This window comes from Arthrobacter sp. TJ-270, assembly GCF_058269075.1.
This window is the reverse complement of record NZ_JBZCNB010000006.1, coordinates 219,789-231,831: the sequence shown is the minus strand read 5'-3', so window position 1 is coordinate 231,831 and position 12,043 is coordinate 219,789. Positions and strand designations below refer to the sequence as shown.

The 12,043-nt window shown below is 62.4% G+C and carries 10 protein-coding genes; 2 read left to right on the top strand and 8 right to left on the bottom strand.

Translation table 11 applies throughout. The features are described from left to right. The first annotated feature begins 167 nt into the window (after positions 1-167). Positions 168-959, top strand: a complete 792-nt coding sequence (locus tag AC4D2M_RS12960; RefSeq protein WP_490892301.1) for an alpha/beta fold hydrolase — start codon at positions 168-170, stop codon at positions 957-959. 153 nt (positions 960-1,112) lie between these two features. Here the strand turns inward: AC4D2M_RS12960 and AC4D2M_RS12955 are convergent, their stop codons facing one another. From AC4D2M_RS12955 to AC4D2M_RS12940, 4 genes are all read right to left on the bottom strand, one after another. After that, positions 1,113-2,039, bottom strand: coding sequence for a carbohydrate ABC transporter permease (locus AC4D2M_RS12955; RefSeq protein ID WP_490892300.1), 927 nt, complete (start codon positions 2,037-2,039; stop codon positions 1,113-1,115). Then, positions 2,036-3,088, bottom strand: a complete 1,053-nt coding sequence (locus AC4D2M_RS12950; protein WP_490892299.1) for a carbohydrate ABC transporter permease — start codon at positions 3,086-3,088, stop codon at positions 2,036-2,038. The genes AC4D2M_RS12955 and AC4D2M_RS12950 overlap by 4 nt, the downstream gene beginning before the upstream one ends. A gap of 105 nt (positions 3,089-3,193) precedes the next feature. Further along, positions 3,194-4,510 (bottom strand): ABC transporter substrate-binding protein, encoded by a 1,317-nt coding sequence (locus tag AC4D2M_RS12945; RefSeq protein WP_490892298.1) that lies wholly within the window; start codon positions 4,508-4,510, stop codon positions 3,194-3,196. A 46-nt stretch (positions 4,511-4,556) separates the two neighbouring features. Beyond that, positions 4,557-6,194: a GH39 family glycosyl hydrolase gene (locus tag AC4D2M_RS12940; protein WP_490892297.1), complete on the bottom strand. Its 1,638-nt coding sequence runs from the start codon at positions 6,192-6,194 to the stop codon at positions 4,557-4,559. A 178-nt stretch (positions 6,195-6,372) separates the two neighbouring features. Here AC4D2M_RS12940 and AC4D2M_RS12935 point away from each other — a divergent pair, with 178 nt between their 5' ends. Further along, a complete protein-coding gene (locus AC4D2M_RS12935; protein WP_490892296.1) occupies positions 6,373-7,419 on the top strand; it encodes a LacI family DNA-binding transcriptional regulator in 1,047 nt (348 codons plus the stop codon). A gap of 161 nt (positions 7,420-7,580) precedes the next feature. On the opposite strand, the gene AC4D2M_RS12930 is transcribed toward AC4D2M_RS12935, so the two are convergent. From AC4D2M_RS12930 to AC4D2M_RS12915, 4 genes are all read right to left on the bottom strand, one after another. Next, entirely contained in the window at positions 7,581-8,474 is an 894-nt protein-coding gene (locus AC4D2M_RS12930; RefSeq protein ID WP_490892295.1) for an aldo/keto reductase, read from the bottom strand. 61 nt (positions 8,475-8,535) lie between these two features. Beyond that, positions 8,536-10,077: an arabinosylfuranosidase ArfA gene (gene arfA / locus AC4D2M_RS12925; protein ID WP_490892294.1), complete on the bottom strand. Its 1,542-nt coding sequence runs from the start codon at positions 10,075-10,077 to the stop codon at positions 8,536-8,538. Between the two features lie 45 nt (positions 10,078-10,122). Continuing rightward, entirely contained in the window at positions 10,123-11,052 is a 930-nt protein-coding gene (locus AC4D2M_RS12920) for a carbohydrate ABC transporter permease (protein WP_490892293.1), read from the bottom strand. Beyond that, positions 11,052-11,990: a carbohydrate ABC transporter permease gene (locus AC4D2M_RS12915; protein ID WP_490892292.1), complete on the bottom strand. Its 939-nt coding sequence runs from the start codon at positions 11,988-11,990 to the stop codon at positions 11,052-11,054. Before AC4D2M_RS12915 ends, AC4D2M_RS12920 begins: the two co-directional genes overlap by 1 nt. Positions 11,991-12,043: the final 53 nt, after the last annotated feature.

Below are 12,043 nucleotides of genomic sequence, written 5' to 3'. Positions count from 1 at the left end.
GACGAAGCCAACCTCGTCGACAACCGGTAACAACCGGTAACAACCGAGCCCCAGGGCTCACCAATCGGCCCACCTCCTACTCAAGGAGGTGGGCCGATTGCGTACTAGGCTTGGCACCCCACCTCACCTCGCCCTGCAGCGCGGCAACGGAAGGACCATGATCTTCAATGTTGAACACCGAACGAAGCGGCTCCGGCAAACCACTCCTGCTCGTCCACGGGCTCGGGTCCAGCATCCGCAACTGGGATCCTGTCCTCCCCATGCTTCAGCAGCAGCGGGAGGTGATCGCCTTCGACCTTCCCGGTTTTGGCAAGAGCGATCCCCTCACCGGTGAGGTAACCATCGCCACCCTTACCGACGCCGTCGAACGTTTCCTTGGCGACGAGAATCTGGAAGACGCGGACATAGTCGGCAGCTCAATGGGAGCGCGCATGGTCGTTGAGATGGCTCGACGCGGGCACACGGGCAATGTGGTCGCACTCGACCCTGGTGGATTCTGGAATGACACCCAGGCGCGCATCTTCAACAGCACGATCACTGCGTCCGTCGCGCTCGTACGCCGCATTCAGCCTGTGCTGCCGTCGCTCGTGAAACAGGCCGCCGGCCGTACGGCACTCCTCGCCCAGTTTTCCGCTGCCCCGTGGAAACTCGACCCGGACCTCGTCCTCACTGAGCTCCGCGGATTCGCTACCTCCCCCAGCCTCGATGAAGCGCGCAGGTCACTCTCCCATGGACCGCGCCAGGAAGGCGCACCCCAGGGCAGCCTCAAAGGTAAACTCGCCTTCGGATGGGGCCGGCAGGACAGGGTCACGCCACTGAGCGAAGCCGCCGTCGCCATGTCGCTCTACCCGGACGCCACCCTCCACGTCTTCGAGGACTGCGGGCACTTTCCCCACTGGGACCAGCCGGAGGAAACCGCGCGCTTCATTCTCGATTCGACCGGCGGGCACGCTTCGTAATTCCGATAACGACGACGGCGGCAGCTCAGCCCGCCCTATGGCGATGAGGAACGTGAAGCTGCCTCGGCCCCCTCGTCCAGCAGATCCCGGATTGCTCGACGGAGTCCTCGTAGCTTGTGCGAAAGCATGACAGGACTCAGGGGAACCTGCTAGTCAGCCCTTGACCGCACCCTCCATGACACCGGCGACGAGTTGCTTGCCCGCAAGGATCAAAACCAGGAGTAGTGGTACCGCTATGAGGAAAACGCCCGCCATCACCAGTCCCGTGTCGGAAGTAAAGGCACCTCGGAGTTGAGGCACTACGAGCGGCATGGTCAGCTGTGATCGCATCACCACCGACGGCCAGAAGAAGCTGTTCCACGAACCGATGAAAGTGAACATGGCCAGCGTTGCCGCTCCGGGACGCGCCGCGGGCAACGCGATCGACCAGAAAATTCGAAACATTGATGCTCCATCTACCCGCGCTGCTTCGATCAGCTCGAACGGCAGAGCTTCCTGAAGGTACTGCGTCATCCAGAACACGCCGAAGGCGCCGATGAGCCCTGGGACGGTCAGCGCGAGGAGCGAGTCGATCCAACCGAACTCGTTCATCATGACGAACATGGGGATGGTGCCGATCTGGGCCGGGATCACCATGGTGCCGATGACCGCGAGGTAGAGCGCCCGCCTACCGCGGAACCTCAATTTGGAGAAGGTGAAGCCGGCGAGCGTCGCGAAGAACACCGTGGATGCGCTCACTGAGACAGCGACGAGCAGCGAATTCACGAATGCCACCCAGATGTTGAATTGTTCGGTCGAGAAAACCTGAGCGAAGTTCTCGAAGAGGGTCAATGTCGGTATCCACGTCGGCAGGGTGCCGACCGATCTAGCAATCTCGGTGGTCGTCGATGAGCCGTACATAGCGGCGGCATAGAGCGGGAAGGCAGATAGGACGAAGGCGACGGCCAGGAAGGCGTATGTCACCCAGCCCGGCCGGCGGGCGGAAGGTTGGTTCGCGACGGCCCTGCCCTCGGCTTTCCGCTTCTTCGCGTACTTGGCGGCACCTCGGCCCGCCGTGTTCTCGACGTATGCCGCATTCATCGCTGGCCTCCTTCGCGTGACTGATCTGTGTTTGTTGGCTGCGCTTCGCGCCCCCTGGACGACGCCCGGATGAATCTGGGCATCCGGCTGGCACTGGCACTCGACGATGCGACTCTGCCCGTCAAGGCGATATTCAGCAGAGAAAGCGCCAAGATAATCAGGGCGAAGATCCAGCCGACCGCGGCAGCTTGCCCGAGTCGATCCTGCCACTCGCCAAATCCGAGGTTGTAGAGGTACAGCACCACAGTGGTCCACTGACTATCAGCGCCGCCGACGCCGCCGCCCGTTCCCCCACCATCGAACATCCGGGCCTCATCGAAGATTTCAAGGCCTCCGATCGTCATGGTCAGAACGACGAAGACCAACGTTGGACGGATGCTTGGAAGGGTCACCGAGAAGAACTGTCGCACACGGCCAGCACCGTCCACCGTGGCGGCCTCATAGAGGTCGCGCGGCACCGCCTGCATAGCAGCGAGAAAAATCAGCGCGTTGTATCCCGTCCAGCGGAAGACGACCATCGAGCCGATGGCGATGTGGGACAGCAATCGGTCCTGGAAGAACGGGGAGCTGTATTCGGTCCAGATACCGAGCTCTTGCAGGTTCGGCACGAGAAGACCGAACTGGCCGAAGACCTGACCGAAGATCATCGCGGTGGCCACCGGCATCACGACGAAGGGGAGGAGGACGCTCATGCGCCAGAACGTGCGGGCGCGAAGATTCTGGTCGAGGATCGACGCAATCAACAGCGCCAAGATAATTTGTGGGATGCCACCCCACAGAAAGATAGAGAACGTGTTCCCGAGCGACCGCCAGAACAGCGGTTGGCTTAGCACCCAGGCAAAGTTGTCAAGGCCTACGAAGTCGCCCATACCTGAGCGGCGGTGCCAGTCATGGAGCGCGACGACGACATTGAAGGCGAGCGGGAACGCACCGAAGATCGCGAAGATGATGAAGAACGGCGAGATGTAGAGATAGGGCGAGACCTTGATGTCCCAGCGAGACAGCCGCTGCCCCCAGCCGACGCGACGCGTTGAGCGCGAATGGGCCAATGTAGTTGTAGCCATGGCTCGAGCCTTTCCTGAGTTCGAGGTGGTGGCCCGCCGGACGGCGGTCCGGTCCCCAGGAATTGAGGACCGGACCGCGATACGGGCGGGTTATTCCGCGGTGTCGAAGCCGAGTGCCTCGAACTCGCTGACGACCGACTGCCATGCCTCTTCCGGCGTAGCACTGCCGGATTCCACGAGGGCGATGCCGTTCGTGACCAGTGTCTGGATGCCGGCGAAGTTTTCGCCGCGGAAGCCGCCTGCTGCCGAATCGCCGGCCGACGCGGCGAGACTGCCGTAGATCTGGCCGACGCGCTGGTTGCCGTAGAACTCGTTCTCGGTCTCGGTGATATCGGGGCTTTCGATGGCTTCGAGCTGCGAGGGGAACTGCCCGGTGGTGTGGAACCATTGCACGGCCGCCTCGGGGGACGTGAGGTGGTCGGCGAGTTTGACAGCCCACCCGGTGTTCTCGCCCGTCGCTGGGACGGAGAAGAACGAGCCGCCCCAGTTGCCGCCGCCGTCGGGGAAGGTGCTCGAGACGCGCCACCCCTCGATGCCGTCAGCGTTTTCGGCAATGATGCCGGTCATCCAGGCCGGGGTGACTACGGTTGCCCATTCACGGTTCTGGAAGCCTGCGCCCCAGTCCGCGTGACCGATCGGGATGCCTGCTGACACGCCGTCCGCGGCCGCATCAGCGAATGTCATGAACAGTTCCTTGACCTCGGCGTTGTCGGCGAGGTTGTACGGGTTGCCCGACTCTGGGTCCTCGAAAGCGTTGGGAAGCAGGTTGATTGCAGCCTGAAAGGCGCTCGACAGCGAGTCGATGAAATAGTTGTCAGACGTCGCGACGTACTTACGGCCGGCGTCGAGGAACGACTCCCATGTGGCGGCGTCGCCACCAATGTACTCCCCGAACGCTTCAGGATCTGCAGCAACACCAGCAGCCGAGGTCATGTCCTGATTGAAGGCGATACCAAGCGGACCGATGTCCGTGCCGTATCCGGTTATGACGCCATCGACAGACCCCTGTTCGACCTTCCAGTCCACCCATCGACCGGGAATCGCAGGGAGCTCAGCCCAGTCTTCCGGCGCCGCCATCATCTCGCTCCACCAGTCGAGCTCAATCAGGTGGACGTCCGACAGACCGGCCCCTCCGGAGGAGAGACCGTTGCGCAGTACGGTCTGAGCCGAGGCGCCGTCGGGGAATGACTCCACGGCCACCTTGATTCCGTATTCCTCCTCAAACGACGCGAGCAATTCCGGAGGGAAGTCCATCCAAGCGGCGACTGTCAGCTGCTCGGGCTTGTTATCTTCGGACGCTGCCTTACCGCCTCCGCCTGCTCCTCCTCCTCCATTGCAGGCCGTGAGAGCGAGGGCTGTAAACGCCGCGAATGCGGTTACTCGTGCGGATCTCTTCGTGAATTTCATGATGCGGGTCCTTTCGATACTTCGTCGTATATGGGATTCGTCGGTGTCAGGGTGTGGGTGTGGAGGGGAAGATCGACATCACGGCCCAGGGTGCGAGCGACACATCGACTTTGAGCACGCCGTCGGTGTCGACGGTGAGCGTTCTACGGTCCAGGTCATCGGCGATCGTCGTGAGATCGGCGACGTCCTGGCGTGACAGGTTGAGCGGCTCCCCCATCCGGTGCCATGCGGATGCGACATCCCCGTGATCCTGGTCGAGGATTTCGACCTGATAGGCATCACCAGAGGGCAGCCCGGCTACGGTGTGGACGATGCGCCGGGCGGGGCCTTCCGCGGCGAGACGACGCGTTTGTGCGTAGGAGTCTGCAGCGCCTACAGACCTCGCGGCCATGGAATCCGGATAGTTGAAGAACAGCGCAGCGACGGCGTCATCCGCAGTGCGGGTGATGATGCCGTGCTCGGTTTGCAGCGCTATCCGGTCGCCGAGGCGGTTGAGCATCGCCATCGCGTGGAATGTGGGCTTATGGATGCCCTGTTCGTTGATGAAACCGAAGCCGCCGTGGAAGGGCCCGATCCCGCCGCCACCTTCCTCGAAAACGTCGGTGAATGCCCAGTAGGAGATCGAGTCGGCGAGGTTGTGACACTGGAGGAAGACGCGGGCAATGTAAGTCGCGGCGAACACCGTGTCGTGCATCCGGTCTCGACTCGATGGCGACGTGGACCACTCGGTGATGTGCAGCTCGGCGTCCGGGTATGGGGACTCGGTGATGATCTGCCGCATGACCGCCAAATCGCTGCGCGTTGCGTCGCGCTGTCGGCTGATGGGGCGACCCACACCCTGAGTGTCGAAGGCGAAATCTGTCGGATATAGGTGGGTGGAAAGGAAGTCGATGGGAAGGCCGCGTTCGGCGCAGTATGCGAGGAACTCGTGGATCCACACCGGCTTCCACGGAAGGAGTTCGGGATCGGGAGCTTCCGCCGTGGCTGCCTCAACAGACCTGTCGTGGTACTCGCCCTCGTAGCGGGCGTCGGGCACGAAAACCGACGATGAGGGGCCGCCCACCCGGAGACCGGAATCGATCGCCTTGATGGCCTTTGCGGTCTCCTCGTAAAGTTGGAAGTACTCCGTCCTGGTACCTGTCCAGAAGTGAGGCACGAGGTTCGGCTCATTCCATACCTCGAACGGCCAGGTGCGAACCTCCTCTATTCCATAGCGCTCGATCCAGTGCTCGACAGTCGCGGTGACGAGGTCGGTCCAAGCATCCATGTGCTTCGGAGGGCTACAGTGCGCCTTCCACCAGAACAGCGTCTCGGTCTGCGTGGCGAGTTCACGCGGCATGAAGCCGAGCTCCACGAACGGGCGAGCACCGGTGTCAAGGATGGCGTCGAACACCTTGTCCACATACGCGAAGGTGTAGACCGGTTCGGCGAGCGGTGTCGGCGGACCGAAACCACCACCGTTCGACGCGCGGTACACGAACATGTCGTCGTGAAAGAGGCCATGGAACCGCACGTAACGCGCACCAAGCACCTCAACGGTTTCGCAGAAATGTTGCTGCCAGTCGGCACGCAGTGCCTCGTTGGCGCGGCCTGCGCCGACGCATTCGCTCCACACGTGCCGCAGCTCGATATCGCTGCTCGGGCGCCCGTCAACCAAGACGCTTGCCGGTGGTACCACGGACATGACGGCTCCTTTGGTCGCGAAACGGCATGAGCCGATTCGTTTGCGAAATAGTTTCGCAACATGTATCGTAAATTTATAGTAGATTTCACCGTTCCGCCTGTCAATAGGTGCGGTGGTAGCCTAATTGGTGAGACGACGGGTGGTTACCTAACGAAATGTTTTCGAAGGGAAGGGCTTCATGACTCCTGATACCACCGGGCGGCGAGCAACTCTGGCGGATGTCGCCACGGCTGTGGGCGTCTCAAAGGCGACAGTCTCCAAGGCGCTCAACGGACGTAACGACATTTCGCCCAAGACCCGCGAGCGAGTCCTCGCTGCGGTCACCGCTCTGGAGTATCGGCCGACGACGCTTCCGATGCCTTTCGCTGCGCGTCGCGTGGTTGCCGTCGTCTTCGACCTTCCTGCCTCGCCCTACATCCTCGGCGTCCTGCAAGGTGCTTTAGCGGAGGCCGACAATTCCCACGTCGATCTCCTGACACGCCTTGCCCCTGAGCGCACCTCGCGCACGCATCGCGCGGTGGCGCGAGATTGGATCGCCGATCAGCGTAGGTCTGGTGTCGTCGGCATTATCGGCCTCACGCTTTCCGAACCCGACGGACTCATCGACGCGGCGAGCGACGTGGGCCTGCCGTTCATCATCGTCGACCCGGTCGATACGGGGCATCGCCGGATGGTGAGCGTTGGATCGAGCAACTGGGCGGGCGCGCGTACCGCAACCGAGCACCTTATCGGCCTGGGTCACCGACGCATCGCTTGGATCGGCGGCCCCGAGGCGTCCGATGCTGCCCGCGACCGACGGCTCGGATATCAGGCAGCCCTCGACTCAGCGGGCCTGGCGATCGACCCTGCCATCATTCGGTCCGGCCCCTTCGCGGTCGCCGCCGGGGTCGAGCATGCGCGCGAGCTGCTCACGTCTACGCACCCGCCTACGGCGATCATGGCGGCCAACGATGAGATCGCCGTGGGGGTGCTCACCGCGGCGCACGAGCTGGGCATTCAAGTGCCTGAAGGGCTCAGTGTCACCGGTTTCGACGACACTCCTCAGGCTGCATGGACGACGCCGCCGCTCACGACGGTGCACCAGAACCTCGAGGGCATGGGCGCAATGGCGGTCCAGACCATCCTCGTTATGGAGGAGGGCCGGCGCCCCTCCTCCCCGCATGTCGAGTTGGCGACCGCTCTTACGGTGCGCTCCAGCACGGCCGTCACCCGCGCCGACCACTGACTGTCGCAGCCTCCTCGCTCTCTACCGGAGGTGCGTAACGAGGAAAACTGCTTACGCTCGGAGCCGGCAGACGTTGGCTGCGGCCGTCAATGGGCAGGTGCCGGAACCCCGTCGCTGCTAAGCCGTCCTGGGCTCGTAGTCCGGGCCGCCTGCCGATGGTGTCAGGAGCGTGAAGCTGCCTCGGTCCCCTCGTACGCCGACGCATCGAGCAAGTCGACTTCCTCGTCCGTAAGCTTCAGATCGACGGCGCTGGCCGAGTCGCGGATGCTGGCGGGCCGGGAAGATCCAGGAATGGGAATGACCTGGGGCGACTTGGCCAGGTGCCAGGCCAGGCAGACCACTTGGGGGCTTACACCGCGCTCCTCGGCCACCTCTCGGAATGCGCTGAAGCGATCGCCCAGCGCGCCGGCCGAGGCGATGCCTCCCAGGGGGCTCCACGGAAGGAAGGCAATCCCAAGCTCGTCACACAACCGGAGCTCAGGTTCGCTGCTCCGGAACGCCGGTGAGAACTGGTTCTGCACCGAAGCGAGGCGTCCGCCTAGGATCTCCTGGGACAGCCGGATGCGCTCCGGGGTCGCATTCGAGATTCCCGCAAGGCGGATCTTTCCCTCGTCCAGCAAGTCCCGGATTGCTCCGACGGAGTCCTCGTAGGGAACCTCCGGGTCCGGGCGGTGGAATTGGTAGAGACCGATGGCTTCGATGCCGAGCCGTTTGAGAGACGCTTCCGCGGCTTTCTTGATGTATTCGGGCCTGCCGTTGAGGGTCCAGGAGCCGTCACCCGGCCGGAGGTGCCCGCCCTTCGTGGCTATCAGAACGTCCGAAGTGTCCCCGCCCCAGCTCGCGACCGCCCGGGCGATGAGGGACTCGTTGTGCCCCACCTCGTCCGCGTGGAGGTGGTACGCGTCGGCGGTGTCGAACAGGGTGATGCCCTCATCGAGTGCCGCGTGCACAGTGGCTATGGCCTGGGCTTCGTCCGGCCGTCCCTCAATGGATATCGGCATCCCGCCGAATCCGATGGCACTGACTTCGACGTCGGAAATTTTGCGCGTCTTCATATGTTCGGTTCCTTTGTTCGGTCGTTTCATTAATGGTTGCTCTTGGTCGAGTTTTACCGGATCAGCCCAGCGCCACCGCAGTCCAGGAGACAGGCGGCAGGGTCACTGTGAGGAGGCCTTCGTCGTACGTCGCCGTCGAATTTGGCTTGAGCTGCACTCGGTTCGGGGCGTCCTTCGTGTTTCTGGCGTACACGTCCGCATCGGAGATCATCTGCGATTCCAGCAGGGCTACATCACCGAGCTTGGCCAAGTTCACGGTGACCGTGATGGCATCGGAGAGGGACCGGTTGACGAGGAAAACCGCAGCACGTCCGCTCCCGGCGTCGTACGTCGCCCCGGCATCCACGAGCGGCACGCTGCCCAGCTCGTCCGTCTCATACTGCTCGCTTTCAACCCGGACGTCGAGGGCGACGCCGGCCGCGAGCCTGGACGTGACCGCAAACGGATAGTAGGTGGTCTGCCGCCAGGCGGGACCACCGGGCTCCGTAGTGATCGGTGCAATCACATTCACAAGCATTGACATAGCCGCCGACGTCACGCGATCGGCATGCCGAAGCAGGGAGATCAGCAGCCCGCCGACCACCACCGCATCCGCCACGGAGTAGACGTCTTCGGCGAGCCGGGGAGCCTCCGGCCAGCTATCACCCTCGATCTCGTCGGCGCGGTAGAACCGGTCTGCCTGACGCGGGAATCGCCGGAGGTTGTCGCCCAAGTACCAGACGTTCCACTCATCAAAGGAAATGTTGAGTGTCTTCTCACTGCGCTTGACCGCTTTGACGTGGTCAGCGGTCGCGATGACCACGTCAAGATACCGGTCCATCTTCACGGGGGCGGCCAGGAAAGAGCCGAGGTCTCCGTTCTTTTCCTCGTAGTAGCCGTGGCAGGAGATGTAGTCGACGTCGTCGTAGGCGTGCTCCAGTACCACCCGGTCCCAGACGGGGAACGTGGGCATTGTCGGATGGGAGGATCCTGAGGCCACGAGTTCCACCTCCGGATCCAACTGGCGCAGCGCTTTCGCTGTGCGCGACGCCTTCTTTCCATAGTCTTCAGCCGATGAGTGGCCGACCTGCCAGGGACCGTCCATCTCGTTGCCGAGGTACCACATCCTGATGCCGAAGGGGTCCGGCCGGCCGTTCGCTATCCGCTCTTCGGCCAGCGTGGAACCCTTCGGGATGTTCGAGTACTCGACCACATCGAGTGCGTCCTTCGTGTCGGCGGTGCCCAGGTTAACTGCGTACATGAGTTCACCGCCCACCTTCTCGACCCAGGAGGCGAATTCGTGCAGCCCCACCTGGTTCGTCTCACTCGATCGCCACGCCAGATCCAGCCGGCGGGGACGCTGGTCTTTGGGACCAATGCTGTCCCTCCACTGGAATCCCGAAACAAAGTTGCCGCCCGGGTAGCGGATGCCGGTAACGCCCAGTTCTTTCACCAGTTCGATGACGTCCCGACGGAAGCCCTCCTCGTCGGCGGTAGGGTGGCCGGGCTCGTAGATACCGGTGTAAACGGCGCGACCCATATGCTCGATGAAGGACCCGAAGAGCCGGCGGTTGATGGGGCCGATGACAAAGTTCGGGTCGACGGTCACACGGGCGTTAGGCATACTGCTCCTCAATGGTTGGTGGATGACGTTCAAGCGGTACCGCGACTACTTCAGGCTGCCGAGTGACAGTCCGCCCTGCCAGTACTTCTGCAGCATCAGGAAGGCGATGATGAGCGGTATCACGGAAATCAGGGCTCCGCTTGTCACCAGGTGCCACACCAGGCTGCTGGCGGTGGCGGAGTTCGACTGCACCTGCCAGGCGTTCAGACCCACAGTGACGGGAAGCAATGTCGGGTCTGAAATCATGGCGAGCGGCAGGAAGTAGTTGTTCCAGCCTCCGACGACGGAGAGCAGCATGACAGTCACAACGGCCGGCCGCATCAAGGGCAGCGCGATGGTGGCAAAGGTCCTGAATTCTCCTGACCCATCCACCCGGGCAGCATCCAGCAATTCGTCCGGGATTGCGTCCTGAACATAGACGCGCATCAGATACACGCCGAAGGGGCTCAACAATGATGGGAGGATCACCGCCCAGATGGTGTTGGTGAGGCCGAGGTTATTGAACAGCACGTACGTCGGGATAACCAGCGCCGTCGCCGGTACCATCACCGATGCCAGCAGGATCATGAAGCTGACTGTTCGCCCCCGGAAGCGGTATTTCGCGAACGCATAGCCCGCCAGGACGGCGAGGAGTGTTGCGCCGATACCGCCCGCAGTCGCGTACAGGAAGGAGTTCCCCAGCCATTTCAGGTAGATGCCGTTGTTGTAGGTCGTGAGCTGTGCGATGTTGTCGAACAGGGCGAAGTCCTGGTCAAACCACAGTGGTCCTCCGGTGCCGGTAAACAGCCCCTGGGTGCTCTTTGTCCCTGCAACAAAGAGCCACCACATGGGAAGGAGGAAATAGAGGGACGCGACGGCAAGGAGAATGTGCAGGCCGACCGACTTCTCGCGCCGGGGCTTGCCGCTGCCCCGTTTCTTTCGTGGACCCGAAGGGGTTACGGCGTCATCAAGGAGAGGTGCAGGTGAAGTTGTCATCAGCGGAGTCCGCTCTGCTTGCGAGTGGCGATCAGGAAAATGATGGAGGCGAGGAAGACCAGAAGCCCTAGCGCGAAGGAGATGGCCGACGCGTAGTTGAACTGCTGATACGAGAACGCCAGATTGTAGGCGTACAGGTTCGGGGTGTACGCGGCGTCTATGGCGTTGCCGGCCAGGGGTGCGAGCACCTGCGGTTCGGTGAAGAACTGCAGCGTCCCGATCAGTGAGAACACAACCACCAGCACGAGTGAGGACGCGACGATCGGCACCTTGACCTGCAGCGCTGTCTGCAGCTTCGACGCTCCGTCAATACGAGCGGCTTCGTAGATCGAGGGGTCAATCGACTGCAGCGACGCGTAGACGATGATCATGTAGTAACCCGTCCACTGCCACGTCACGATGTTGGTCAGCGACCAGAAAATCGAGTCACGGCTGAGCATGTCCGGCGCCTGCATCTGAAGGAACTCGAAGAATGTCACCAGAGGCCCGAACGACGGGCTATACAGGAACCCCCACATGAGTGCTCCAATTACTCCGGGGATGGCGTAAGGCGCGAAGATGAGGAGCCGCGAGAAACGGGACAGTCTGGTTCGAACGTCGTCGAGGATGAGCGCGAGGATGAGCGCCAGCCCGATCTGCAGTGGCACGAAAACGACGGCGAACGCGGCTACCCTCGCCATTCCCGCCAGGAAGCGCTGGTCGTTGAATGCAGTGACGTAGTTCGCCAGCCCGGCGAACTGCTCGCCTGCCGCAAGGGTGTTGGTGTGCAGGCTCATCCAGAATGCATAGGCGAGCGGCAGGACGAGGAAGACCAAAAACACGATCGCGAACGGAGCGAGAAAGACCCACCCGAATCGCGCGTGCTTCTGCTCCAAAGTAGTCCCCCGCTTCACAGCAGGGGGACGCCCGGATTTTTGTAGCGGTGTGGTGGCTGACATGTGTTACTTCCTTGGGACGCAAATGGGAGGACCGCTGTGCGGGCGAGGTGGTA

What these genes read in the sequence shown, in the direction of transcription:
- AC4D2M_RS12945 (WP_490892298.1), bottom strand. Translation starts at nt 4,510, where the DNA reads ATGAAATTCACGAAGAGATCCGCACGAGTAACCGCATTCGCGGCGTTT.
- AC4D2M_RS12960 (WP_490892301.1), top strand. Translation starts at nt 168, where the DNA reads ATGTTGAACACCGAACGAAGCGGCTCCGGCAAACCACTCCTGCTCGTC.
- AC4D2M_RS12955 (WP_490892300.1), bottom strand. Translation starts at nt 2,039, where the DNA reads ATGAATGCGGCATACGTCGAGAACACGGCGGGCCGAGGTGCCGCCAAG.
- arfA (WP_490892294.1), bottom strand. Translation starts at nt 10,077, where the DNA reads ATGCCTAACGCCCGTGTGACCGTCGACCCGAACTTTGTCATCGGCCCC.
- AC4D2M_RS12930 (WP_490892295.1), bottom strand. Translation starts at nt 8,474, where the DNA reads ATGAAGACGCGCAAAATTTCCGACGTCGAAGTCAGTGCCATCGGATTC.
- AC4D2M_RS12935 (WP_490892296.1), top strand. Translation starts at nt 6,373, where the DNA reads ATGACTCCTGATACCACCGGGCGGCGAGCAACTCTGGCGGATGTCGCC.
- AC4D2M_RS12915 (WP_490892292.1), bottom strand. Translation starts at nt 11,990, where the DNA reads ATGTCAGCCACCACACCGCTACAAAAATCCGGGCGTCCCCCTGCTGTG.
- AC4D2M_RS12920 (WP_490892293.1), bottom strand. Translation starts at nt 11,052, where the DNA reads ATGACAACTTCACCTGCACCTCTCCTTGATGACGCCGTAACCCCTTCG.
- AC4D2M_RS12940 (WP_490892297.1), bottom strand. Translation starts at nt 6,194, where the DNA reads ATGTCCGTGGTACCACCGGCAAGCGTCTTGGTTGACGGGCGCCCGAGC.